The sequence below is a fragment of the Polaromonas sp. P1_F9 genome (genome assembly GCF_056405615.1).
In genome coordinates, this window is the sequence record NZ_JBFUBT010000004.1 from 378918 (window position 1) to 403406 (window position 24489).

Annotated in this window: 25 protein-coding genes; 8 read left to right on the forward strand and 17 right to left on the reverse strand. The window is 64.0% G+C overall.

What is annotated here, in order from left to right:
* Positions 1 to 67 precede the first annotated feature (67 nt).
* From AC1DYR_RS13240 to AC1DYR_RS13250, 3 genes are all read right to left on the reverse strand, one after another.
* Positions 68 to 1519 (reverse strand): DUF3999 domain-containing protein, encoded by a 1452-nt coding sequence (locus AC1DYR_RS13240; RefSeq protein WP_477705498.1) that lies wholly within the window; start codon positions 1517 to 1519, stop codon positions 68 to 70.
* A complete protein-coding gene (locus tag AC1DYR_RS13245) occupies positions 1516 to 4509 on the reverse strand; it encodes a DUF2339 domain-containing protein (RefSeq protein WP_477705499.1) in 2994 nt (997 codons plus the stop codon). The genes AC1DYR_RS13240 and AC1DYR_RS13245 overlap by 4 nt, the downstream gene beginning before the upstream one ends.
* A gap of 218 nt (positions 4510 to 4727) precedes the next feature.
* Positions 4728 to 5600, reverse strand: coding sequence for a LysR family transcriptional regulator (locus AC1DYR_RS13250; RefSeq protein WP_477701623.1), 873 nt, complete (start codon positions 5598 to 5600; stop codon positions 4728 to 4730).
* Between the two features lie 140 nt (positions 5601 to 5740).
* Between AC1DYR_RS13250 and AC1DYR_RS13255 the strand changes: the two genes are divergently transcribed.
* On the forward strand, positions 5741 to 6697 hold the full coding sequence (locus tag AC1DYR_RS13255) for a DMT family transporter (RefSeq protein ID WP_477705500.1): 957 nt from the start codon (positions 5741 to 5743) through the stop codon (positions 6695 to 6697).
* A 43-nt stretch (positions 6698 to 6740) separates the two neighbouring features.
* Here the strand turns inward: AC1DYR_RS13255 and AC1DYR_RS13260 are convergent, their stop codons facing one another.
* The 3 genes from AC1DYR_RS13260 to glmU all read right to left on the reverse strand — a co-directional run bounded on the left by AC1DYR_RS13260 (position 6741) and on the right by glmU (position 9510).
* Entirely contained in the window at positions 6741 to 7334 is a 594-nt protein-coding gene (locus AC1DYR_RS13260; protein ID WP_477694651.1) for a hypothetical protein, read from the reverse strand.
* Positions 7335 to 7349: 15 nt separating this feature from the next.
* Complete coding sequence (locus AC1DYR_RS13265) at positions 7350 to 7928, reverse strand: hypothetical protein (protein ID WP_457282484.1); 579 nt, start codon at positions 7926 to 7928, stop codon at positions 7350 to 7352.
* 118 nt (positions 7929 to 8046) lie between these two features.
* Positions 8047 to 9510, reverse strand: coding sequence for a bifunctional UDP-N-acetylglucosamine diphosphorylase/glucosamine-1-phosphate N-acetyltransferase GlmU (gene glmU, locus AC1DYR_RS13270; protein ID WP_477705501.1), 1464 nt, complete (start codon positions 9508 to 9510; stop codon positions 8047 to 8049).
* Between the two features lie 91 nt (positions 9511 to 9601).
* Between glmU and AC1DYR_RS13275 the strand changes: the two genes are divergently transcribed.
* Entirely contained in the window at positions 9602 to 10450 is an 849-nt protein-coding gene (locus tag AC1DYR_RS13275; protein WP_477705502.1) for a DUF6279 family lipoprotein, read from the forward strand.
* A gap of 28 nt (positions 10451 to 10478) precedes the next feature.
* Here AC1DYR_RS13275 and AC1DYR_RS13280 read toward each other — a convergent pair whose 3' ends face one another.
* Positions 10479 to 10796, reverse strand: coding sequence for a hypothetical protein (locus AC1DYR_RS13280; protein WP_477667432.1), 318 nt, complete (start codon positions 10794 to 10796; stop codon positions 10479 to 10481).
* A 176-nt stretch (positions 10797 to 10972) separates the two neighbouring features.
* On the reverse strand, positions 10973 to 11731 hold the full coding sequence (locus AC1DYR_RS13285; protein WP_477673170.1) for a Crp/Fnr family transcriptional regulator: 759 nt from the start codon (positions 11729 to 11731) through the stop codon (positions 10973 to 10975).
* A gap of 77 nt (positions 11732 to 11808) precedes the next feature.
* On the opposite strand from AC1DYR_RS13285, the gene AC1DYR_RS13290 reads away from it, so the two are divergent.
* Positions 11809 to 12216, forward strand: coding sequence for a BLUF domain-containing protein (locus AC1DYR_RS13290; protein ID WP_477705503.1), 408 nt, complete (start codon positions 11809 to 11811; stop codon positions 12214 to 12216).
* Between the two features lie 3 nt (positions 12217 to 12219).
* On the opposite strand, the gene AC1DYR_RS13295 is transcribed toward AC1DYR_RS13290, so the two are convergent.
* Together AC1DYR_RS13295 and AC1DYR_RS13300 are read right to left on the reverse strand one after the other, a co-directional pair.
* Positions 12220 to 13209 carry an MBL fold metallo-hydrolase gene (locus AC1DYR_RS13295; RefSeq protein ID WP_477705504.1) on the reverse strand — a complete coding sequence of 330 codons (990 nt, stop codon included), beginning with the start codon at positions 13207 to 13209 and terminating at the stop codon, positions 12220 to 12222.
* Between the two features lie 230 nt (positions 13210 to 13439).
* Complete coding sequence (locus AC1DYR_RS13300) at positions 13440 to 13994, reverse strand: gluconokinase (RefSeq protein ID WP_477705505.1); 555 nt, start codon at positions 13992 to 13994, stop codon at positions 13440 to 13442.
* Between the two features lie 141 nt (positions 13995 to 14135).
* Between AC1DYR_RS13300 and AC1DYR_RS13305 the strand changes: the two genes are divergently transcribed.
* Positions 14136 to 14597 carry a TfoX/Sxy family protein gene (locus AC1DYR_RS13305; protein ID WP_477705506.1) on the forward strand — a complete coding sequence of 154 codons (462 nt, stop codon included), beginning with the start codon at positions 14136 to 14138 and terminating at the stop codon, positions 14595 to 14597.
* A gap of 68 nt (positions 14598 to 14665) precedes the next feature.
* Here AC1DYR_RS13305 and AC1DYR_RS13310 read toward each other — a convergent pair whose 3' ends face one another.
* Positions 14666 to 15295: a DUF2917 domain-containing protein gene (locus AC1DYR_RS13310; protein ID WP_477673165.1), complete on the reverse strand. Its 630-nt coding sequence runs from the start codon at positions 15293 to 15295 to the stop codon at positions 14666 to 14668.
* Positions 15296 to 15456: 161 nt separating this feature from the next.
* Between AC1DYR_RS13310 and AC1DYR_RS13315 the strand changes: the two genes are divergently transcribed.
* The 4 genes from AC1DYR_RS13315 (at position 15457) to AC1DYR_RS13330 (ending at position 17929) form a co-directional block, all read left to right on the forward strand.
* Complete coding sequence (locus AC1DYR_RS13315; protein ID WP_477667439.1) at positions 15457 to 16440, forward strand: LysR substrate-binding domain-containing protein; 984 nt, start codon at positions 15457 to 15459, stop codon at positions 16438 to 16440.
* Between the two features lie 150 nt (positions 16441 to 16590).
* Entirely contained in the window at positions 16591 to 17064 is a 474-nt protein-coding gene (locus AC1DYR_RS13320) for a hypothetical protein (RefSeq protein ID WP_477705507.1), read from the forward strand.
* A gap of 45 nt (positions 17065 to 17109) precedes the next feature.
* On the forward strand, positions 17110 to 17493 hold the full coding sequence (locus tag AC1DYR_RS13325; protein ID WP_477705508.1) for a hypothetical protein: 384 nt from the start codon (positions 17110 to 17112) through the stop codon (positions 17491 to 17493).
* Positions 17432 to 17929 (forward strand): SMI1/KNR4 family protein, encoded by a 498-nt coding sequence (locus AC1DYR_RS13330; protein WP_477705509.1) that lies wholly within the window; start codon positions 17432 to 17434, stop codon positions 17927 to 17929. The genes AC1DYR_RS13325 and AC1DYR_RS13330 overlap by 62 nt, the downstream gene beginning before the upstream one ends.
* 24 nt (positions 17930 to 17953) lie before the next feature.
* Here AC1DYR_RS13330 and AC1DYR_RS13335 read toward each other — a convergent pair whose 3' ends face one another.
* The 6 genes from AC1DYR_RS13335 to AC1DYR_RS13360 are packed head-to-tail and all read right to left on the reverse strand — an operon-like array spanning position 17954 to position 24488.
* Positions 17954 to 19426 carry an N-acyl-D-amino-acid deacylase family protein gene (locus AC1DYR_RS13335; RefSeq protein ID WP_477705510.1) on the reverse strand — a complete coding sequence of 491 codons (1473 nt, stop codon included), beginning with the start codon at positions 19424 to 19426 and terminating at the stop codon, positions 17954 to 17956.
* On the reverse strand, positions 19423 to 20334 hold the full coding sequence (locus AC1DYR_RS13340) for a MurR/RpiR family transcriptional regulator (RefSeq protein WP_477667444.1): 912 nt from the start codon (positions 20332 to 20334) through the stop codon (positions 19423 to 19425). Before AC1DYR_RS13340 ends, AC1DYR_RS13335 begins: the two co-directional genes overlap by 4 nt.
* Entirely contained in the window at positions 20334 to 21632 is a 1299-nt protein-coding gene (locus AC1DYR_RS13345; protein WP_477705511.1) for an amino acid deaminase, read from the reverse strand. Before AC1DYR_RS13345 ends, AC1DYR_RS13340 begins: the two co-directional genes overlap by 1 nt.
* Positions 21629 to 22618, reverse strand: a complete 990-nt coding sequence (locus tag AC1DYR_RS13350; protein ID WP_477705512.1) for an ABC transporter ATP-binding protein — start codon at positions 22616 to 22618, stop codon at positions 21629 to 21631. The genes AC1DYR_RS13345 and AC1DYR_RS13350 overlap by 4 nt, the downstream gene beginning before the upstream one ends.
* A complete protein-coding gene (locus tag AC1DYR_RS13355) occupies positions 22615 to 23652 on the reverse strand; it encodes an ABC transporter ATP-binding protein (protein ID WP_477705513.1) in 1038 nt (345 codons plus the stop codon). The genes AC1DYR_RS13350 and AC1DYR_RS13355 overlap by 4 nt, the downstream gene beginning before the upstream one ends.
* Positions 23649 to 24488 (reverse strand): ABC transporter permease, encoded by an 840-nt coding sequence (locus tag AC1DYR_RS13360; protein ID WP_477705514.1) that lies wholly within the window; start codon positions 24486 to 24488, stop codon positions 23649 to 23651. Before AC1DYR_RS13360 ends, AC1DYR_RS13355 begins: the two co-directional genes overlap by 4 nt.
* Position 24489: the final 1 nt, after the last annotated feature.

Sequence of the window (24489 nt, forward strand, 5' to 3'; positions counted from 1 at the left end):
CTATCAAAATCATAGCGTCCGGTAATCTGCAAAAGCGCCCGACGCGAGTCGGGAAACGCGCCGGAAACTATTGCTCCGGTTTCGGCGCCTGCCGGGTTTGCCTGAGCAACACCCACGCCATCAGCCCCAGCGCCAGCGCGCCCGCCAGCAAGACGCCCCACAACACCAGGCTGCGTGTGGGCATGCCCTGGCTGGGGGGCTGCGCCGCCACCAGCGGGCCGGCCGCACCGGCACTGCCACCGGTGACGTCTGCTTTGGACACGTCGGCCTGGGCGACAGGCAAGGCGTTTTCCTGTTGCGCCTTATAGCCAGGAATCAGGCTGGCCATGGGCAGAAAAGCGCCTGCTGCGCCCGTTGCGCTGGCCAGGCCCGCAGCCAGGGTGAAAGGGCCCTGCCCGCTGGCCAGAAAGATGAGTTGCGCCGGTTCAAACTGCAGGACGATTTCAGGCGCGGCGGCAAACCCCGGCGTTTTGAGGTCGGCTTCGATCTTCATTTCGCGCACTGATGAGCCCTGCAATTCGACCGGCCCGCTGGTTTGCTCTTTACCTGCGGTTGTCATCCGGTAGACCACGGCGCTGGCCAGCAAAGCCCAGGGCTGGTTGCGGTCATTACGGCCCAGCACGCGGATGGGCACCAGCACATTGCTGCCTTGCGGCGTGATCTTTAAAGCGGCAACAGGCGTGGCAAAGGGCAACGCAAAAGTCAGCTCATGGGGATTCGTCAGCACCGGCGTGGTCATGGTGGCGCCCACACGCTGGCGCAGGGCCGTGCTGCGGGACGTGACCAGCGTGGCGCCGCGCAGGGTGACGGCGGCGTCGCCCCAGGTGATGCGCAGGTACTGGTCTTTCAAATCCGCCATGGAAAGCGCAAGGCTGTTGTCGCCCAGGCTCGCGGCTTTGGCAGAAGCATCGGCGCGGTACAGCACGGTGTCGGCCAGGGGCCGCCAGTTCTTCAGGTCCTTGCTGGCCTGCACATTAAAGCTGACGGGCTGGCCGACCGGCAGGTCGGCGTCCAGCGTCATGCGGGCGGCAGGCGCATTGACGCTGCGTGTGTCGAGCAGCGCGCCCAGCACTTTTTGCGATGAAGCTGCACCCGCGGTGTTTGCGCCGCTGCCCGTGTTGAGCTGCACCACGCGCCGGCCCTGCCGCTCTTCAATGCGCAGCGACAGGCCTTCCAGGCCGGCAGCGCCTGCGGCACCCAGAATGGGGTACGCCGTGAGCTTGACCTGCTGCTCCTGCGTCGCCGTTTCCGCGGCAACATTGGCCAGCGCCATGGGCACCGGCTGACCCGCCGCGTTGAAGAGGCGCAGGTCGCCATAACCGGCACTTTGCAGCCGCACCAGGGCCTCGGCAGGCACCAGCAGCCGCTGCAGCGGCGCGTCGGGCGCCAGCGTGACGGGTATGCGAACGGCATACGATTTGGCGCTGCCGGCATCCGCGGCGTCGGCGGCCTGCACCAGCAGCGGGGTTGCGAGTCCGGCGGACAGCGCCAGCGTTAAAAAGCGTTGGTTGATTTTCATGACTGGGCTTCTTTCAGGTCACCCGCACCCGCGGGCAAGAGATCTTCCGAAGTGGCAGCAACAGCGGCCTTGGGCGGCAGCGGCGCAAAGTAGCCCACCACCAGCATCAGCACACCCACCACGATGAACGCGATGATGCGCTCCGCACCGCCGGCGTTCGACAGGTCAATCAACAGCAGCTTGACGACCACCAGGCCCAGCAGGCCTGCGCCCACCAGCCACAGCGGCCGCTGCACGCGCCGGTGCGCCAGCACCATCAGGCTCAGGGCCAGCAGCGTCCACAAAATGGCGTAACCGGTTTGCACCACGAAGCTGCCGAACAGCGCGTCGGCATCCCAGCGCACGCCGAAGAAATGGTGGGCGATGCGCAGCCACACGGTATTGACGGCGACAAACACCAGCAAGGCCAAAGCCACCAGCGCATTGCGGCCGGTGACCCACCCCGCATTGCCCGGCGGCGGCGCGGCCGTCACCAGCACGCGGCGCCAGAACACCAGGCTGCCCAGCGCAAGCGCGAGCGTCAGGTCGGTCGGGTTGAGCAGCGGGATGTAAGGCAGGGGCGCGGTACGGCCCGAGGAAGTGACGGCGGCAGCGAGAGCCCCCCAGAACACCAGCACCGCCAGCGGCAAGGCTGCATACCAGTAGTAAGCCTGGGCATGCGGATTGAGAGGCCACTTCGCGCCCTGTCGCAGGGCCGCGCTGTTGGCCCGCCCCGCCCAGACCGCCAGCAGCATCAGCACCGCGATGGCGCTGACCAGCAAGACCACGCCGGCCCACGAAGTGCGCCAAAGCTCGGCCTTGCCGATACCCGACCACAGGCAGTCTGCAAGGAGGAAGGTCACCAGCCATGCGCTTGCGGCGTGCAGGAAACCATAGGGCGACTGAGAGGCGCCAGTGGACGTAGCCTGCGCCAACGCCTGGCGGTCCGTCTGCCGCAGCATCCAGTAATGCAGCACCAGCACCGCCGGCCACACGGCCCACGCCGGCGTAGCGAGCACGCGGTAGCCTTGACCGGCCTGCGCCACATAACCCAGCGCCAGCACACCCACGGTGATGCGCGCGGGCCAGGTCGCCACCGCCCATTGCTTCTTCAGGCCCAGCACCATCGACAAGGCCGCGCTGGCCACCACTGCCAGCATCATCAGCAGGCCGGTGGTGCGGTCGCTAAAGGCCTGCCGGGGAAAGGCATCGGCCTCCAGCGCCGGCACACGGCGGTTGATTTCCAGCAACCAGGCCAGGCACCAAAAGAAAAAACCGTAGAGGTAAACAGGAACACTGAGCTGCGACTCCACACCGGCATAGGCCTTGGCCCACGAAGACTCGCTGTGCGGCAGGGGCCGGCGCAGCCACCAGGCCAGCTGCAGCGCCGGCAGCGCGATCAGCATGGCGCCGATAAAGGCCGGGTTGCCGAACGGAATGGCCGATACGGGGTTGCCCAACGCGCCTGCGTCATCAAGCCCACCCAAAAACGCCATGGCGGCCACGCCCTGCAGCAGCAAGCCGAAAGCGCGCGGCATCCAGCGCGCCTGCCGCATGCCGACCCAGAACGCGCCCGCGCCTTCGAGCGCCCAGACAGCCGAGGTCCACTTTGCATCAAGCGCCAGCGGCACCGCCAGCGTGGCAAAACCCACACCCACTGCAATAAAGCATTCAATCAGCAGGCGGTAGCTGGACAGCGCCCGGCGCACCAGCACCATCGCCGTCACCAGGTACAGCGCGGCAAAGCCCAGTGCCGAAAAGGCCGTGCCCAGTTCCATGGTGCGCACCAGCCCGGCCTGAAGGCCGAAGCCCACCAGCGGCGTGCCGAACACCAGCATGGTGTCGACGGCGTTGCCGAGCTTCGTGGGCGTGTTGCGCGCATAGAGGATGGCGGCGAAAAGATAGATCAGTACAAAGCCGATAAGGAAGGGCTGGGTGCTGGCGTAATGCTCTGGCGTGTACTTGAGAACACCCCAGGCAGTGGCCACACCGAAGGTGGCGATAAAACCCACCACGTTCAGGATGCGCCACGAACGTTTGTAGGCAATGAACAAAATGGCCAGGTTCAGCACTGAGTAATAGCTGAAGAGACCCACATGGCTGCCCTGCCCTGTCGACAGCAGAATCGGCACGGCAAAACCTCCGGCGAAGGCCGCCACCGCCAGCGCACGCGAGTTTTGCAGCAATGCCAGCGCACAGCTCAGCGCGCACACCACAATCATCAAACCAAAGGCCGGCAACGGTTGCAGCAAGCCGTACATGCGAAAGGCCGCAAACACCGTGAGGTACATCACCGCCACACCGGCGCCCTGCAGAGCGAGTGCAAAGCCGGGCTTTTCCGTGCGCTTGCGAAAACCCACGGCCAGCAGCGCGATCGCCGCGGCGGCGATGGTCGCCAGGCGGAATTCCACCGGGAAGAGCCCGGCCGATGCCGCGTAGCGCGCCAGGAACGACAGGCCGATGAACAAAATGACCAGCCCGACCCGCACGATGGTGTTGCCGCCCAGGAACCAGTTTTTGCCGGCAATCAGGGCCAGCTCGATGGCATTGGGCTGGGCCGGTGTGTATGTCGGCCGGCTGGCGGGGGCGGCCTGACCGCGCGGCAGGCCGTTCGGGGCCAGGTCTTCTTGCAGGGATGCCTCTTCATTGCTGACGGCACTGAGAGCGCTGGCGGCCGCTGGCGCCATGGTTTGCGGCGCAGCAGGTGCACGTGCAGGAAGCTGGGCAACGGGCGAAGGAGCGGTGTTTTCAAATTCCCTGAATCCGCCGTCGTCTTCCTCAACCTGGATGCTGCCGCGCGGCATGGCAGGCGGATGCTGTGCCGATGCGGTCGCCGCCCTCACCTGCGGCGCATGCTTTTTGTGTGCAGCCTCGACTTCGGCTCGCACGGCCCAACGCAAGGAGAGGCCGGCGAACAAACCGAGGAAGCCCCCCAGAAAAACACCGAAATCGCCATAGCCCGGCCAGAACCAGCCCAGCACGGCACCCCAAACAATGCTCCAGATAATCATGACCCCGGCCTCCCTGTTGTTTTCCGTGCTGCGATGTCGCGCGCCAGCCTGCGGAATGGGCTGATGGTACTTGATGGACCCACTCGTGAGCACCGGCGGCGCGGTGCCGGGTAAGCCGGCAGAAAAGCCCCTATGCAACCCTCATTGATTTAGAAAGAAACCGGCTGAAATCCAATCAGGACAAGCGCAAGCAGCTATCAAATAAGTAGCAAACTGACTCAGTGCACTCTGGCCCCTTCACGGGCGGTGTTCCAGAAGGCGCGTGCCAGCGGCGAGAGTTTGGCCACATCCAGGCAGGCCAGGCCGACCGTGCGCGGCTGCGGCGGTGACAGGGGCCGGTACACCACGCCCCTGGGTGCGTCGGGCAGCGCGAGGCGGGCAGCTACCGATACCGCCAAACCCTGTTGCACAAATTGCAGGATGGAAATGATCTGCGTGAAGTGATACAGCACCTTGGGCAGCGCGATGTTTTTCTGCAGGATGGGCACAATGACCGGGCCGCAGCCGGCCTCCGTCAGCACAAAGTCCAGCCCCGTCAGAGCGGTAACCGGCACGGCCTTGTGTTTGGCCAGTGGGTGTTTGGCCGGCAGGATGGCGACAAACTCGTCCTGCACCAGCGGCAGCACCTCAAAGCGCTCGTCGGGCACAACGACAAAACCGAGTTCCACCCGCTTTTGCAGCAGCCAGTCGTCCACCACTTCGTCGCTTTCCTCTTCAATGCGCACCTGCGCGCCCGGATGGCGCTTTTTAAAGGCAGCCAGCAATGGCGGCAGCAGGTTGACGGTGGATGTGGGCCCAAACGAGCCGATGCGCAGCGTGCCGGTTTTCAGCTCACGGGCGTCGCCGAGCTCCTGCGTCATGGTGGCGGCCAGGGCGGTCATTTCGCGGGCGCGCAACAGCAGGCGCTCACCGGCATCCGTCATGGCCACGCCGGACGCGTCGCGCTGTGCGAGCTTGACGCCGAACTGCGTTTCGAGCGCGCGCAGCGCATGGCTGACGGCCGATTGCGTCGTGCCCAGCCGCATGGCCGCGCGTGAAAAGCTGCGGCATTCATCGAGGGTGATCAGGACTTCAAGTTGGGCGAGTGTCATGGCCGGCTTGGAAAAGCGGTAAAACGGTAAAGCGGTGCATGGGCAATGATGAGTAAACACTCATTTGATGGTGAACTAAATAGCAGTTAATCTCATGCATCAATCTAACCGATGCCAGTCTTTTTTCCAATAAAAACCGCATGACAGCCACAGCCACATCTTCCACCGCAGCGCCCTTGCCCGGCATTGTGCCCACGACTCCGCCGGCTGGTAAAAGCCTTCTGGGCCTGTACCTGCGCCTGACCTGCGTGCCATTTCTCTGGGGCGGCACCTTCATTGCCGGGCGCGTCATCTCAGCCCACCTGCCGCCCGCCACGGCGGGTTTCATACGCTTTGTGTTTGCCACGCTGGCCCTGCTGGTGGCGCTGAATTTCACCGAAGGCCTGCGCGCACTCACGACACTGTCGCGCCGCCAGCTGCTGGGCACGATGGCGCTGGGCGCCACCGGTATCTTTATTTACAACCTGCTGTTCTTCACGGCGCTTTCCGTGCTGCCGGCAGGCCGCACCTCGCTCATCATTGCCCTGAACCCGGTGGTCACACTGCTGCTGGCCGCCGCATTCCTGGGCGACCGGCTTTCGCCAGTGCGCTGGCTGGGTGTGGCCCTGGCGTTGCTGGGCGTGTGGATCGTCGTCACGCGAGGCGACCTTTCGCAAATCGCGCAGTCACTTGGCAAGGGGGAGCTGTCGATGTTTGGCGCGGTGTGCGCCTGGGCGGTGTACACGCTGCTGGGACGCAAGCTGTTGCAGGGCCTGTCACCCGTGCTGGCCACGCTCTGGGCCGCCATCTGGGGCACGCTGTTCCTGGGCCTGCTGGCCCTGCGCGACATCGCCAGCGTATATGCCGAATCATTCACCCCTGAGGTGTGGGCCGGCCTGGCGTTTCTCGGCGTGCTCGGCACCGCGGTGGCTTTTGTCTGGTACTACGAAGGCCTGCGCCAGCTGGGCGCGGCACGCACCGTGGTGTTCAACAACCTGGTGCCGGTGTTTGGCGTGCTGCTGGGTTGGCTGATTCTGGGGGAGCCCTTGAGTATCAGTTTGCTGGCTGGCGGAGGGTTGGCGATTTTTGGGGTGTTCCTGGTCAACCGCATCAAATAAGTGGGCCAGGTTTCAGGCCGACCGCCGGCCGGCCTGAAAGTGCTTACTTGCGCAGCGCGGGCGACTCGACCAGCGCCTTGACCAGCTTGGCCAGCGCGTCGTTGGAAGCGCGCACAGCAGCCAGCGAGAAATTGCTCTTGAATTCCGAGAAAGTAGCGCCGCCTTCACCGCTGACCCGTATCGTCTCGACGGGCTTGCCACCGGCATCGACAATGGTGCAAACCAGCTTGACTGTGAACTGTGTGGGCGGCCAGGTGAATGCGCCGTCGGAAGACGAATTGGTGGTGATTTCCGGCGTGATCAGCAATGCAACACCGCCAGCCTGCAGCGCCGCGAAGTCCTTGGGATTTTGAACCTTGGTCACGCTGCTGAAGGCTTCGGACAGCGCCTTATAGAAGCCCGGTTCGATATCGCGGTACGGGAAGTAACGCACCTTGTCACCGCCGCCGCCGGGTGTTGTCACCTCCACCGAACGCAAGGCATCAGGGATGTGGTAACCCACTTTTTTTGCGATGGGCCTGGCGCCGGTGGGCAAGGTGACCGCCGCGAGGTCCGGGTTCATGGTGATGGGGTGTGCGCAGCCAAACAATACAACGCAGGCCAGCGCGGAAAAAACATAGCCAACAAATCGGTTCATGATGGATGTCCCGGCTTAGTTGCGAATGGCTTTGACGAAGTCGGGATCGGTCACCAGCGAGGCGACCAGCGACTGCACCATCAGCGGGTAGTTGTTGGCCGCCAGCGGAATGGCCACGGCGCCGGCGAAGGAGCTTTCCCACTTGCGCTCTATGCGCTTGACCTTGTCAAAGCGTACCTGCCCGTTGGCCGTCACGACGAAGCGCGCCTCTATCTGCCCGGCGTTAGTGCTCATACCGCCCGCGTCGATGTTGTTCTTGAGCAGGGTGCCGCTGATTTCAACGCCCGATTGCGGGTTGTACAGCTTGGCCAGTTCCAGTTCCTGGCGCAGCGCCGCGGCGATGTAGTCGCCATAGTTCTTGCCGACGGGCGAGGTCATGGTATTGGCGCGAAGGCTGAGCGAGGCGCCGCCCTGCAGGTCTGGCGCAACGCTGATGACGCCGGTCTTCACGGCGCGCGCGCCGTCCATTTTCTTGAGCGTCTCGACGTTGTCGATGGACGGCGCATAGTTGGGTGCCGGGCCCGCGCAACCCACCAAAAACGCAGACACGGCAATACCCGTGAACAGGACAACACGCCTGAGCTGTTGAAACATGAAAAACCCCTCGTTGATTTATTGGAATGAACGGCCCTCATTGCGAGTGCCGCTGGGCATATGTTACGTCACGTAACCGCCATTCAAGCCACCCCGGGAATACCCGAAGAAAACGCCTTCAAGGCTGGCGGGGCGCCTTCACCGGCCTCTTCCAGTTAGGCAAACTGACCTGCTTGCCCCGCGCCACACTCAACGAATCCGGTGGCGTGCTTTTGGTGATGGTTGAGCCTCCGCCCACCGTGCCGCCCGCGCCTATGGTCACCGGCGCCACCAGGACGCAGTTGCTGCCGATGTGCACGTCGGCTTCAATCACCGTGCGGTGCTTGTTGGCGCCGTCGTAGTTGGCGGTGATGCTGCCGGCGCCGTAGTTCACGCGTTCGCCCACTGTCGCGTCGCCCAGGTAAGCCAGGTGGTTGGCCTTGGCGCCCTTGGCCAGGGTGGCATTTTTGACTTCCACAAAATTGCCGATGTGTACCTCGGCGCCCAGCTGCGCGCCGGGCCGCAAGCGGGCAAAGGGCCCGATCAACGCGCCCTCGCCGATCTGCACACCCAGCTTCTCGCCGTCGATATGCGTAAAGGGATGGATCATGGCCCCGGCTGCAATGGTGCAGTTGGCGATCACGCAGTTGGCCCCTATGCGCACGCCGTCGCCCAGCGTGACCTGGCCTTCGAACACGCAGTTCACGTCAATCTCCACGTCCTGGCCGCAGCGCAGCGTGCCGCGCACATCGAGCCGCGCCGGATCGGCCAGCCGCACGCCTTGCTCCATCAGCGCCGTGGCCAGGCGGCTCTGGTACACGCGTTCCAGTTCGGCCAGTTGCACCGGACTGTTCACGCCGGCAACCTGGGCTGCATCGGTAATCTGCTGCGCCACCACGGCCACGCCATCAGCCACCGCAAACTTGACGATGTCGGTGAGGTAATACTCGCCTTGGGCATTTTGATTGTCCAGCCGGGAGAGCCACGCACGCAGCAGGCGCGTGGGCACGGCCATGATGCCGCTGTAAATTTCGCGGATCTCGCGCTGGGCAGGCGTTGCGTCTTTATGCTCAACGATGGCGCGCACCTGCGCCGAGGCTTCGTTGCCGGCCCGCAAGGGCTCGGAGGCGTGCGCTTGCACGCGCACGATACGGCCATAACCCGTGGGGTCGGCCATGCTGAGCGTGAGCAGCGCCAGGCGCTGGCCGTCGCACTGCGCCAGCAGGGCCTGCAGGGTCGTGGCCTGGGTCAGCGGCACATCGCCCGACAGCACCAGGGTGACGCCATCGTCGGCCAGCAGGGGAATTGCCTGCTGCACCGCATGGCCCGTACCGAGTTGTGGCTCCTGACGCGCAAATTGCAGGCTGAGCTTCGAATCCGCGCCTGATTCCTGCTGCGCAAAGCCCTGGCAGGCGGCCTCAACAACCTCAGCGCCATGGCCGGTAATGACGACCGCCTTGCGCGCTGACAAAGACGCAGCGCATTCGATGACATGCTGCAGCAAAGCCTTCCCGCCCAATCGGTGCAAAACCTTGGGTAAGCTGCTTTTCATCCGCGTGCCTTTGCCCGCGGCCATGATGACGACATCAACTGGGGTTGCCATGAAGTTTCCTCTGGATTTTCGAAGGACAGGATTTGAAAAGCGTGCCACCCCCGCCGGGGCAGGGCTGGTACGCAGCTTACGGATTATCGGTGTGCTTGCCGCCGTGCTGCTGGGTGCCGTGCTGCCCGGCTGCAACGTGATGATGAAACTGGCTTACAACCAGGCACCTGAACTGGTGTATTGGCATCTGGACAGCCATTTTGACTTCACCGATGCGCAAAGCGTGCAGGTCAGGGCTGACCTGGACAAGCTGCATGCCTGGCACCGGCAAACCCAGCTTCCGGGCTATATCGACACGCTGCAAAAACTGCAGCACCAGATGCCGCAGGACATGGATACGGCAAAGGCTTGTGCGGTCTATACCGACCTCCGCCGAAAGCTGCTGGTGGTGTCGAACGAGGCGGAACCCCTCATGACGAAGCTGGCGGGCACGCTCCACGTCAGCCAGATGAAGAAGCTGCAGCAGCGTTTTGAAAAAGGCAATGCCGACTACCGCGAGGACTTTCTGGAGTCATCCAAAACGAGCCGCAAAAAACGCTACAAAGAGGCGGTGAATCGGGCCGAAATGCTTTACGGGCGGCTGGAAGAAAAACAGCTGGACATCATTGGCCGTCGGATCGATGCGTCCCACTTTGACGCCGCCGTGTCCTACCGGGAAAGGCTGCGGCGCCAGCAGGATGCCCTGCAAACCCTGCGCCCGCTGGCTGACGGCCACAGCACACCCGAGAAAACGCAGGCCGCCGTGAACGGACTGTTTGAACGCACGCTGAACTCACCAGACATCGCTTATCGGGACTACCTCGAACGCCTGACCCAGGACATTTGCCAGGGCTTTGCAGAACTGCACAACAGCACGACGCCCGCCCAGCGCTTAAAAGCAGTGGAAAACCTTCACCGCTATGAGCGGGATTTCAAAGCCCTGCACAGCCAAAAGTCCTGACACCGGAACCTGCCCCGCGCAACCCGGCTTATTTGCCGGGCGCTTTGGAATGGGACAAGCCTTCCTGTTCAGCTTTCTTCAGTTCTGCCGCCTGCTGGGGTGAATCGGGTTTCGCCGCCTTCGCATCGGCAGCGACATCTGCATCCTTGAGATAGGACTTGATGTTCTTCTGGTAGTCGCGGGTGGCTTCATAGCTCCCTTCGCCCATCTGACCGGCCGGGGCATCGCCCGGCCTGGACTGCCGCGGCTGGAACTCGCGTGATCCGCTGCTTTGCTGTTGCTGGCGGTCCGAAACACGGCGCGGTTGCTGCTGCAGGCGTGCGCCGGGTGCTTGTGCGTGGTTCATGAACGTCTCCTGGGTGGTTGTCGGTGCGCGCCGCCACGGCCTTCCCTTCGGAGGGGGGCAAATCGCGGGCAAGAGAGTCACCTTAAAACCGGATAGACGCCGCGTTTGTCATCCGCCCCATGGCCTTGTTGTCAGCAACCGCCTACACGCCTGAACCAAAGCAGAAACAGATGAAATCAGAGCAAAGGAATGTGTGCAGGCGGCGTGTCGTAGTAATCGGCAATGCGCTCCAGCGCGCGGGTATTGAGCAAGCGGAGCTGCCCATTTTCAATCTCATGCAGGCCCAGCTGGCGCAAACGCCTGAGCGTCTTGTTGGTATGCACCAGCGACAGTCCCAGCGCGTCGGCAATATGTTGCTGGTTGATGGGAAACCCTATCCAGCCTTTTTCGGCCATGCCCACGCGTTCCAGCCTGCGGTACAGGTGCATCAACAGCATCGCCACGCGTTCGGTGGCGTTGCGCCGGCCTGCCGTCAGCAGATGGTCATCGACCATACCTTCCTCTCGCGCGCCCATCCACGTGATGTCGTAGCCCAGGCTGGGGTGGTTGCGAAACAGTTCCCACAGGCCGTCCCGCGGGAACACACACAGGCTTACATCCGTCACGGCCTCGATGCCGTGCATGGCGCCGTCCGCGAACTTTTGCTGCAGGCCGATGAAGTCTCCGGGCAGCAAAAAATTGAGTATCTGGCGACGGCCATCGCTCAGGGTTTTGTAGCGGAAGGCCCAGCCCGAGTAGAGGGTGAAGAGTTTGCCGTTGGGCTTTTGCTCATGCAGGATGGTCGTGCCGGCGGCTACCTGCAAGATGCCGGTGCGGAAGGCCTCGATGAACTGGAGCTCTTCCGCTTTCACGGGCATGAATGCACCGGTGCTGCGTAACCCGCAAGCATTACAGCGAGGCGGGCAGATGGCTGATGTTGGCGTCGGAATGCTCATGGAAGGCACATCTTAGGCGCAAATGCCTGTGTCTTTTGACATTGTGAGGTGTGCCGTCCGTCGTTACATTCGGCGCAATGAAAAAAATAAGCACCACTTTGTATGAAATTCTTTACGTCAGCACACTCGCGCCGGAGGCGCCGTTGAGCGTAGTGGGGGATATTGCGGCCAAGGCTCGCCTGGTCAACGCGGAGCGGGACATCACCGGGCTGCTGATTTTTGACGGCATGCGCTTTTGCCAGCAACTGGAGGGCGACCAGAAGCAGGTGCTGGCGTTGCTGGAGCGCATCCGCCAGGACACCCGCCACATCAACATGCAGGTTCTGCACCACGACGAACTGGCTGCCCGGCGATTCCGGCGCTTCAGCCTGGGTTACTGCATGGTCGAAGACGACGACGTGCTGGACCGCATGGAGCGGATGGACGGGCAAGTTGCGCTGGAGGCATTTGTGGGGCTGCTGTCCAGGCTGGATCTCGACGCTTGAGGTTCAGCCCTGCAGCGCTTGCCACATTTCCTGGTCGCGCTGGGCTGTCCAGATACGCGGGTTCTTGATGCCGCTGGCTTCGTCAAATGCGCGGCTCACGTCAAACGGCAGGCAGTGCTCGTAAATAAACACATGGCCGAAGATCGGGTCCATGCTTTTGCGGGTGTGGTCCATGGCGGCTTTGAGGTCCATGCCCGCGGCCGCGGCTTCCTTGCCCGCCTGGTACAGGGTTTCGACCCAGCGCTTCGTATAGTCCAGCGCCTTGTTGACGTTGCCCGCGCCCTTCATGGCCTCGCCGCGGCCGGGCACGATGGCTTCGGCTTTGAGCGCGCGCAGGGCTTCCAGTGTGGCGGGCCATTCCTCCAGCTGGGCGTCGCCGGTGTAGACGCCGGCCTCGTACTCGACCAGGTCGCCCGAGAACAGCACTTTTTCTTCTTCGACCCATGCAATCGTGTCGCCGCGCGTGTGGCCGGGGCCCGGGTGCCAGACTTGCACCTTGACACCGCCCAGGTCCAGCACCAGCTTGCCGGGCACTTCGCCCTTCACCGGGTTGCCGCCGTCGATGACCAATGTCGGCCAGGTCAGGCCGGGCACGCTTTCGGCGTTGCGGAACAGGCGCGGAAAACGCTCCATCTCGCTTTGCATGTCCTGCGCGCCGCGCTCGACGATGAGTTCGTACGTGCCCTGGCTGGCGATCACTTCCGTAGCGCCTTCCGCAATGTAGGCGCTGGCGCCCAGCACCCGGACCGCGTGATAGTGAGTCAGCAGCACATATTTGATGGGCTTGTCGCTCACGGTGCGGATGCGGGCGATCAGGTCTTGCGCCATGGCCGGGGTGGCGGTGGCGTCGCTAACCATGATGAATTTGTCGCCAATGATCACGCCGGAATTGGGGTCGCCCTCGGCGGTATAAGCCCAGCAATGTGCGCTGAGCTGCTCAAAAGTGATGACCTTGTCGGTGAGATCGGACTGCGAGGCGAAGGCTTTGGACATGCGGTTCCTGTGTTGGGGACGCTGTGCCGGCGGTTCAATGAACCCGGCGGCAGTTTTGGGTCATTTTACTTAAACGTAATGCGTTACGGATAGTTGAACCAATACACCTGCCCAGTGAAACGATTTTCAAGGCCGCTATTGATTTGATAGCTGCTTGCGCTCGTCCTGATTGGCCTGCAAGGCAATTTGATGCCAAAAAACGGCCCTGCAGGCGGGCCGGCGGCAGGGCGCTACCCGCGGATTGCCAGCCAGGCGACCGCGCTGTCGGCCAGGGCTTCCAGGGAAGCATTTCCGGCCAGGGTCAACACGCCCGGCTCGGCCGAAGGGTCCTGCAGCGCCTCGAACTGGCTGGCGACCAGGCTGGGCGGGTAAAAGTGGCCCGGCCGCGCGGAAACGCGCCGCAGGGATTCGGCCTGGCTGATGGCCAGATGCACAAACTGCAGACCGGGCACGGCGCCGCGCAGGCTGTCGCGGTAGGCGCTCTTGAGGGCCGAGCAGGTCAGCACAACACCGGCTGGGTGACGCGCCAGTTCCACACCCAGCTGGCGCAGCCAGTCAGCGCGGTCCTCGTCCGTGAGGGGAATGCCTTGCTGCATCTTCTGGATGTTGCCGGAGGGATGGAAATCATCCCCTTCGATCAGCGGCAACGCCAGCTGGTCGGCCATCAAACGCCCGACCGCCGACTTGCCGCAGCCGGCCACCCCCATGACCACCACATGGACTGCCGGGGCGGCGTAGCGCACACCGGGCGCGGGGAAGGAATGGGTCTGGGAAGCTGGGGCCATGCCCAAATTATCGCGGCCCGCCGCGTCTTTGCGCGTCGCGCCCGCGATATCTGCCAGGCACCGTTTTTTTGAGCAAAGCGGCAGCCATGGCGCGCTGCGCCCGCCGCAACACAATTGCGCCGGGTTTGGTATGGTTGCGCGATGGCCTCTTCCACGAATGATTTTGCGACCTACTGCTGCGAGCTTTTGTCAGGCGTCGGGCCCTGCACGGCCAGGCGCATGTTTGGCGGGTTTGGCATCAGCACCTCAGGACTGACGCTGGCCCTGGTGGCCGACCTGGGCGGCGGCGAGAAGCTGTGGCTCAAGGCGGATGCGCAGACCCGCAGCCTGTATGAAGCCCACGGCTGTGAGCGGTTCACCTTTGAAATGACACGCAACGGCGTCAGTGCGCCGCACAGTCTCAACTACTACGCGGCACCCGAAGAGGCGATGGAGTCGCCCGCCGTGATGCTGGAGTGGGCGCGTGTAGCGTTGGAGTGTGCGTTGAAGGCGCGTGCGGCCAAGGCGGCCAAAGCGCCCAAGACAGCGAAGGCGAGGAAAACGCCAAAGGCGCCGGCAACCAGGACCGCCAAAACGGCCAAGCCCCGAACCAGGCGCCCATAAAAAAACCCGCAGCCTTGCGACTGCGGGTTAAACGGTTTTCCCGGAGTAAAACTGTTGGCTATCTGCGCTTAGACCAGGTTGGACATGGCCAGCACGTTGTAGTTGCGCGGCTGGAGCTGATTGTCCCTGTAGGCGTCAAAGTCGTGGCCGGTGACGTGTGGCCGGGCGCGGGCAGTGACGAACACCAGGGCAACGGGGGTCAGTACCGCTTCAACAGCGGCGACAGCACCCATCGCCAGCCCGCGGACCAGGCGGCCCAGGGCGCTGGTGGCCAGGCCGAAGGCGGCACGCAAGTCACCCAAAGGCTGCATCACGCCGGCACGCCAGCCGGAAGTCTCTTTCATCTCGGGCACTTCGGCGCAGGCCGTTGCCGGCTCCCAGCTGAAATAAGCGGAAGCAGCGTGACCAGCGCTGAAGGACTCCATCACCAGCGACTCACCCGCCCGCAGCGAAAGGCTTTCGCCCCGGCTGAGGAAATGGTCGCCGGCGCGGACCTGGATGTCCTGGCTGGCCGAGTCGAAGGTGGCCCAGACCCGGCCATGCGCAATTCGCAACACACCGGCCTGCGAGGCACGCAGCGTCAGCGCTCGGCCCGCGCCCAGTTTCCAGAAGCCCGCCAGGCCGGCCACATGGCCGTTGGTGGCATCGGAAGCCTGTTGCAAGAAACGATCTCCTGAGAGGTGAGCTGCGTGGTCCATGGTGTTCTCCTAAAAAGGCACAAAGTGAGTGATGAGGGTTGAATCATCTCGCCACGGGCTTGCACAGTCCAATGAAATCGCGGTAAGCTATTGATTCCATAATCGCATCAATCAATTAGGCCCGAATTGCCCTATTTGGCCTTTTTCACCCCCACACCGTCATGCTCCATTCACAAACACACTTGCGGTCCCGGCCGATTTCCGCCGGCCAGTTAAGGGCTTTTGAGGCCGTCGCCCGCCACCTCAACTTCCGCGCCGCGTCGGAAGAACTGGCCCTCACCCAGTCGGCTGTGAGCCGCCAGATCCAGGGCCTGGAAGAAGACGTGGGCGTGAGCCTTTTTCATCGCCACACCCGCGCCGTGGAGCTCACCACCGCCGGCGGCATCCTGCTGCGGGCCGTCACGCCGTCGCTGGAGCGCATTGACAACGCCGTGCGGCAGATACGCCAGACCGCCGGGCGCAAGAGCGTGTCGCTCACCACCTTTGCCTCGTTTGCCTCGATGTGGCTAATCCCCCGGCTGGAGGGTTTTCAGCGCGACAATCCCGACATCGACATCCGGATTGATGCGTCGGACGTGGCGGTGGACCTGGACATTTCAGACCTGGACCTGGCCCTGCGTTACGCCCCGGCCAGCCACATGCCGCCAGGCGCCATACGCCTTTTCGGCGAGCAGATCACGCCCGTCATCAGCCCCTGGCTGCTTAAAAGCGGGCCGCGCCTGAAGAAGCCAGACGACCTGGCCCAGTTCACGCTGATCGAGGCAGGCGACGCACATCACACCCACCTGGAATGGCTGACCTGGCGCCGTTGGCTGAGCGACCATGCCAGCCCCAAGCTGGAAGCCAAGCGCTGGCTGTACTTCAACTATGCCTACCAGATGGTGCAGGCGACCCTGACAGGGCAAGGCGTGGTGCTGGCGCGCCTGCCGCTGATTGCCGAGAGTCTGGCCTCGGGCGACTTGGTGGAGCCACTGCCGCAGATGCGCATGGAGTCGCCCATGAGCTACTGGCTGATCATCGGCCCGCGCAATGTGGCCCGGCCTGAAGTGATGGCCTTTTGCGACTGGCTCAAAAGCCAGGCCGCGCTGACGCGGGAGGCAATCGGCGATGTGCCGGATCCGGATACAGTGGATTCCCTCGATTGAGCCCCGCTTCCGTTCGCCCTGAGGCGTCGAAGGGCTGGCACAGTGCCCCGGCTTCGATGCCAGCGCCCCACCCATCATTCGAGCGAACGCCTGATGACGCCGCTCAAGTTAACCGTTAGCCCTTCACACTTAACCCAGAGAACCTGTCCCATGACATTTGTACGACTTGCTTCAATTGCCTTGGTGGCGGCGTCTTTGGTCGCCTGCGCCAGCCAGCCCATCGTTGCCATACCCAAACCGTCGCCGTCAGCGCAAGGTGAGATTCTTGTTTTCAGGGAGTCGTCGTTCATTGCCGGTGGCGTCTCGCTCGCCGTAGGTACAGACGGTGCAGCATTTGCATCGCTATCGAATTCCGAGTACGCCATTGCAAACCTGTCGTCTGGCGAGCGGGAGATTTTCGTGCAGGCAAGAACAGCGGAGCCCACCCGCCTTCAATTCAAATTGCAGCATGGATCTCGCATCTGTCTTCGCACAAGTGCTTCTCCGGGTACTTTTGCCAAGGCCGCCGTACCAATTGCTCTTATCGCAACGGGATACCACTTCTACCTCGATAAAGTGCCTTGCCCATCGGCCGAAGAACTGGCCAAATACAAATCGGTTCCCGTAACCTATGCTGCCAGGTAACAGTTCCGTACCGGTGGCAAGGCCCAACTTCAACGTCAGGCGCTTATGAGCCACTTTCGCGACTTTGAGAAGCAAGCCGTTCGTATGCTCGCAATGCCCGAGCTCGGCAACGCTCTGGTCGAGGTAGTCCTCAAAGACTCCGGGTTTGTGGCTTTTGAGCGCACTGGAGTGGGTTACTTTCTTACGGTCAGACATCCGCTGCTACCGATGGAGCGCGCAGTGTTCGATGAACCGGCAGTCGTCGGCCGAATTGAGGAGTATGAAGTTGGCTACCTGGTCTTTGTCGAAAATCGCGAACTCATGCTTGAGTGTTATTCGACAGGCGCTGTCGAAGTGCCGCCCGACTTCAGAGAACGGAGCGTCAGCCTTGCAACAGCTGACCCATCCTTCAAATATGCCGGTGGTCGAACCCTGGGCCAAGATCATTGAATACTGGCGCCTTAGCGGGATTCCTATCCGCCCGGGTGTGCAGCCGTCGCAAGTGGCCGAATTTCAGTCTAAGTACGGCGTAACCATTCCACGTGACGTACTTGAGTATCTCGAAACCGTGGATGGAAGCAGTTTCGATTTTACGGACTCGGATTGTTATAGGTTTTGGCCGCTATCCGAGATTCGACCGGTTCACGAAGTACTCGACGACAGTACCGGTGTCATCTATCCAGATCGCTTTTCGTATCCGGACTGCTTCGCATTTTCTGATTACTTGATGAACAGCTGGCTATATGCAGTCAGGTTCACTGGCGAGCCATTGCAACCTGCACATGTATATCGAGTGGCGGAGGATGCCACGCCTGGAGAGCCAATGGCACTCCCATTTCGGGAATTTATGGTGAGCTATGCTGCAAATCCAAAGAGCATTTTGTAGATATGCGAGGAGAGCGACCGAAACTCAGGCCGCGCCGCGTTTGAGCAAACGCCCGGCACGCGCCTGCACCTTGGTGTTCACCGCGTCGGCATCACCGGCCACATAGGCCAGCTCGCCGTTCACAAACACTTTCTCAATCCCTTCGGACACCGCGATCGGGTCCTGGTAGGTTGCCACGTCGCGCACGCGGGCCGGGTCCAGCACCACGACATCGGCATGCCAGCCGGGCTGCAGCTGGCCGCGCTGGTGCAGGCGGAAGTTGCGTGCCGACAGGCCGGTCATCTTGTAGATCGCAGTTTCCAGCGAAAAAAGCTGCTGCTCGCGCCAGTAGCGCGCAAGCACCCGCGGAAAAGCGCCCCAGAGGCGCGGATGCGGATGCTTGTCATGCGGCAGGCCGTCGGAGCCGATCATGGAGAGGGGATGCGCCATGACGCGCTTGACGTCGTCCTCGTGCATCTGGAAATAACAGGCGCCGCCCGGCTGCAGGCGGCGGCAGGCGGCCTTCTGGTCGACACTCCACTCCTCGGCAATCGAGGCCAGCGTACGGCCCATCATTTCGGGGTGGGGAGTCGACCAGCTCAAGAGGACATCGATCACGCCGTCCACCAGGTCTTCCCGCAGCACGGTCGAGCCGGCCACGTAAGGGTAGACATCCATCGCGATGTCCTGGCGCCGGGCCAGCGTGTCGATCAGCGGCAGCGTCTCGCGCGTGCGGCCCCAGTTGGCCGGGCCGGCGCATTTGTGATGCGAGATCACTAGCGGCACGCCGGCCTCGAAGGCGCAGCCGGCAGCCTCGTGCATGGCCTCCAGGATGTCGGCCATTTCCGAGCGCATGTGGGTGGCGTAGATACCGCCGTGTCGCGCAACCACGCGCGCCAGCGATGTCACCTCGGCGGCCGGTGCCGGCATTGCTTCGGCATAAAAGAGGCCCGACGACAGGCCGATCGCGCCCTGGGCCATGCATTGCTCCAGCAGGGCGCACATGGCGGCCACTTCGTCGGCGGTGGCTGGCCGGTTGAGGTCGTCCACGCAGGCATAGCGCAGCGTGGTGTGGCCGATCAGCGGCGCTACATTGACGGCCGGCTGCGCCTCGCCCACCGCCTGCGCATAAGCATCCACCGAGGGATACTTGAATGAATTGCCCAGCAGGGTGAGGGCGCCCTGCGGCTCCTTCACCACGAAGGGCGCAACCGACAGGCCGCAGTTGCCGGTGACCACCGTGGTGATGCCTTGCGACAGCTTGGGAAACATGCCTGGCGCGTTCAGCACAATGGCGTCGTCGTGGGTGTGCACGTCGATGAAGCCGGGCGCGATCACCAGGCCGCTGCAATCGTACACATCGGCGTCGGCCAAAGTCAGGCCATCCGGCAGGCCGTGCCGCAGGCCCGCGCCCACGGCCACGATCCGGTCGCCCGCCAGCAGAAGGTCCCCAGGTCTGCCAGCCGCGCTGGTACCGTCTACCAGCAGGCCGTTTTCCAGCAAGGTGGCGCGCGTCATCGTACTTTTCCCATGGTGAGCTTGGCGCCTTCGTCCCAGTCCAGCCGGGGGTGGTGGTGCATGTCCACGCCGCGGGTTTCCAGCGTGCGCTGGATGTTGGCCAGCCGGTTCACGGCCTTGTCGCCCAGGCGCTGCGCCACCAGCACGGTCAGTATCTCGATCACCGTCAGGTGCGCCAGGTAGGCCTCGGGCCCCACCGGCATCACCGGGTCGGGCGCCACTTCCACGCCCAGCACGATGTCGGCCAGCGCCGCGAGCTGCGAGCCGGGCTGCGTCAGCGCGATGATGGTGGCGCCTTGCGAGCGCGCGACGTCCACCGCCTCCAGCAGCGAAGGCATGCCGCCGACGTGGGTGATGGCCATCACCACGCCGCGCGGGCCGATGGTGGCAGCCGAGATCAGCTGCAGGTGCGGGTCCAGGTAGCTGTTGGAAGCCACGCCCATGCGGTACAGCCGCGCTTGCAGGTCCGAGGCCATGAAGTTGGAGGTGACGCCGACGCCATAGCAATCCACCCGTGCGCCATCGACGATGGCATCGGCCGCCGCCTGCACCGCCTCCACATTGAGCTGGGCCTGTACGCTGTTGATCACCGTGGCGGCGCCGCGCGTCACCTTCGCGATGACCTGGCGGGTGTCGTCGTCAATGCGCACGCGCCGGTTCAGCGGTGAGCCGCCCACCGCCAGCTCCTGCGCCAGCGCCAGCTTGAACTCGCGCAGCCCGGGGTAGCCCAGGTCGCGGCAGGTACGCATGATGGTGGGGACCGAGCTGTTGGCGCGCTGGGCCAAGGTCTCGAAGGTCTCGTCCAGCACACGCTGCGGGTCTTCCAGGATCAGGGCCAGCACGGTGCGCCGCGCGGCGGGCGCGCGGTCCATGATCTCGGCAATTTTTTCAAGGACGCGTGGGGTCATTAAAAGCAGGTGACGATGGCGTCACACACGTTGTTTTGTTCGTCCACCACCGGCATCCAGCGCCATTTGTCGAAGGTGGTGCAGGGGTGGGAGATGCCCAGCGCGACCAGGTCACCCACGCGCAGGGCCTGGTGTTCCGGGTCGCTGCCGGCCGGGGTCGCGTGGCGGAGGTAGGCGTGCTGGTCGTTCAGGCCGGCTATTTTCCAGTCGGCCGGCGCCGGTGTCATGGTGGCCTCGCCTGCTCTGCACACGCCCAGGGGTACGGGAAGCTCCAGGTCGTAGGAGATGTCGCGCTTGCCTACTGCCAGAATGGCCAGGCCCGGCTCGGGGCAGGATTGCACCGCCGCCCACACCTGCATCGCCGCGTGCAAACCATGGCCGCAGCCCATGCGCGCGGCTACCGTATTCATGAAGCGGTGGTAGGTCCCATGGTCGTGCGTCACATAGCAGCCCGAACGCAGCAGGCCCTGCACGGGCCGGGAGAGTTTCATCTTCAGGTGTTCGGCTACCAGATCGAAGATGGCGGAGCCGCCGGCCGTGAGGAGGATTTCATCCGTTTCGAACAACTGCTGCTCGTCGCAGGCTTGGGCGATGTCGCGCACACGTTGCATCAGCGCATTGGCGTAGGCCGTGTCAGCGGCCGACTGGCCGGTGGCGCCCAGACCCTCGTAGCATTCGATGCCGACCAGCCGCGTGGCCGTGCCGCTGCGCAGGCGCTTGGCCAATGCGAGCGCCTGCTCGTGGCTGCGGCAGCCGGTGCGGCCGCCGTCCACGCCGATCTCCAGCAGCACGTCGAAAGGCTCAGCGTGTGCATTCACCGCATGCCAGGCTTCAATGAGTTCTGCCTGCGCCAGGGAATCCACCAGAAAAGCCACGCTCAGCCCGGCATTGGCACGCTTGAGGTCGGCTATGCCCTGCAGGTCCACCGACTGGAACACCTGGTTGGCGATCAGGCAGCGCTTCGCACCGGCCGTCACGCCCGCGCGCAGCTGCGTCACGGTGGCGAAGGTCAGGCCCCAGGCGCCGGCATCGAGCTGGCGCCGGAACAGCTGCGGCGACATGGTGGTCTTGCCGTGCGGAGCCAGGCCCACGCCGTGGCTGCCTGCGAAACCCTGCATCCATTGCAGGTTGCCGGCCAGGGCGTCCCGACGGATCACGGCCAGCGGCAACGGCAGGTCGCCGCGCAGCACGTTCCAGCCCTGGGTGCCGACGGCCGAGCGGCGCAGCGGCGGGCTGTGGTGCGGAAAGCCCTTCCAGGAGGCGTCGAGCAGGGGGTCGAGAATGTCTTGCAGTGTCATGGTGTCGTCAATGATTCGATGTCGTCCCGGATGCAGGCTTTGAGGCGGCCGCCGCCCATGTCGCGCGGCTCCGGCCGCGTCTCGGCACAGGCGTCAATGGCATGCGGGCAGCGTGTGCGAAATACGCAGCCCGAAGGCGGGTTGAGCGGGCTGGGCATGTCGCCTTTCAAGGGCACATGCACCATCTTCAAAGCCGGGTCGGGTTTGGGCGAAGCGGCCAGCAGGGCCTGGGTATAGGGATGCAGTGGCCGCGCAAACAACGCCGCCGTCGGCGCTACTTCCATCACCCGGCCAAGGTACAGCACGACCACCCGGTCGCACAGGTATTCCACCACATCCAGGTCATGCGAGATGAACAGCATGGTCAGCTTCAGGCTGTCGCGCAGGTCGCACAGCAGGTTGACCACCTGCGCCTGGATGGACACGTCCAGTGCCGAGAGCGGCTCATCGGCCACGATGAATTCGGGCTGCACCGACAGCGCCCGCGCCACGCCGATGCGCTGGCGCTGGCCGCCGGAAAATTCGTGCGGGTAACGCGCCGCGTGTTCTGGCGGCAGCCCGACCAGTTGCAGCAGCTCGGCGATGCGCTGCGCGGTGGCTCCCTTGCCTTTGGCCAGGCCATGCACCTGCAACGCCTCGCCCAGGATATCGCGTACCCGCATCTTGGGGTTCAGGCTGGCGTACGGGTCCTGGAAGATCATCTGCAGCTTGCTGCGCAGCGCACGCATGCGGCTGCCTGAAGCCGCGCCGAGGTCTTCGCCGCGGTAGCTCACTGTGCCGCCGGTGCTGTCGACCAGGCGCAGCAGGGCGCGGCCGATGGTGCTCTTGCCCGAGCCCGATTCGCCCACAAGGCCCAGTGTCTCGCCGGGATGGATCACGAAGGACACGTCGTCTACCGCGCGCACCGGCCGCACGGAGGAGCCGAAGAATTTCTGCAGGTTGCGCACCTCGATCAGAGGTGCGGCGGCGGGCGTCTCTATGCTCATGCGGCCTCCGGCACCAGAATGCAGCGGGCGCTGCCGCCGGCTTCGTCGTTGCGCAACGCCGGCATGGCGTCGCGGCAGGCCGCGATGGCCTTGTCACAGCGCGGCTCGAAAGCGCAGCCCGGTGGCGGCGCAAGCGGGCTGGAAACCTGGCCGCGGATGGCGTAGAGCCGGCGCTTGCCTCCCGCCGCATGCGGGCCTTCGCTCCCGCCCTCGCCCGCCGGCGCCCGCCCGCGCTGCTGCGCCGGCAGGCAAGCCAGCAGGCCCTGGGTGTAGGGATGCTGCGGCCGTGCGAACAGGTCGTTGACGGGCGCGGCCTCCACGATGCGGCCGGCGTACATCACGGCCACGTCGTCGGCATGGTGGGCCACCACGCCCAGGTTGTGGGTGATGAACAGGATGCTCATGCCGGTCTCAGCCTGCAACCTGCGCATCAGCGCCAGGATCTGCGCCTGGATGGTCACGTCCAGAGCGGTGGTGGGTTCGTCGGCGATCAACAGCGTCGGGTCGCAGGCCATGGCCAACGCGATCATCACCCGCTGGCGCATGCCGCCGGAAAGCTGATGCGGGTATTCATGCAGGCGCTGTGCAGCCGCCGGGATCTCGACGAGCTCCAGCATGCGCAGGGCCTGGGCCAGGGCGGCCGCATGGCCCAGGCCCTTGTGCAGGCGGAGCGTCTCGGCCACCTGCTCGCCCACGGTGAAGACCGGGTTCAGGCTGGTCATCGGCTCCTGGAAGATCATCGCCACCTCGTTGCCGCGGATTGCGCGCATGCGCGGCTCGGGCAGCGTCAACAGGTCCAGCGTCTCGCCGGCACGGTTGACGAACAGGGCCTCGCCGCTCACCTGCGTTGAAGCGGTTCGCGGCAAGAGGCGCATCAGCGTCAGGCTGGTGACCGATTTGCCCGAGCCCGATTCGCCGACCAGGGCCGTGGTCTTGCCGGCACGGATATTGAAGCTCACGTCGGCGACGGAACGGATCAGGCCTTCGTCGGTATCGAAGAAGGTGGAAAGGTGGCGTACTTCGAGACGGTTCACATCGATTTCCGCAGGCGCGGATCCAGCAGGTCGCGGATGCCGTCGCCCAGCAATTGGAGCGACAGCGCGGTAAGGATGATGGCCAGGCCCGGGAACAGCACGATCCACAACGCCTGGTGGGCGTATTGCTGGCTGCCGGCGACCATGGTGCCCCAGGTCGGGATTTCGGGCGGCACGCCCACGCCCAGGAAAGACAGCGCGGCTTCCGCCAGGATGGCGTAGGCAAAGATGAAGGAAGCCTGCACGAGAATCGGCGACATCAGGTTGGGCAGCACATGGCGCCACAGGATGCGCACGGTAGAGACCCCGACAGCTCGCGCCGCTTCCACAAAGAGCAGCTCGCGCACCACCAGCGTCGAGGCCCGCACCACCCGGGCCACGCGCGGCGTGTAGACCAGCACCAGGGCCAGCACCACGTTCAGCATCGAGGGGCCGAGGATACCGACCAGGGCGATGGCCAGCAGGATGTCGGGAAAGGACATCATGGCGTCCACCACCCGCATGACGGGCGCGTCGAGCCGGCGAAAGAAACCCGCGACCAGGCCAAACAAGGTGCCGGCCACTACCGAACCCAGCGCCGTCAGCAGGGCGATGGTCAGTGAATAACGGCCGCCGAAGGCGATGCGGGCAAACAGGTCGCGGCCCAGTTCGTCGGTGCCGAACAGGTGAGCAGAAGACGGTTGCGAGAGGCGCTGGCTCACGGCGGTCTCGTTCGGGTCCAGCCCGCTCAGGGGGCCGGCGAAGAGTGATACCAGTATCACCACGACCAGCGCGATGGCCGCGGCCAGCACTATGCGGCGGCGAAACAGCTTGCGCAAAATAAGAGGAATCTGCATG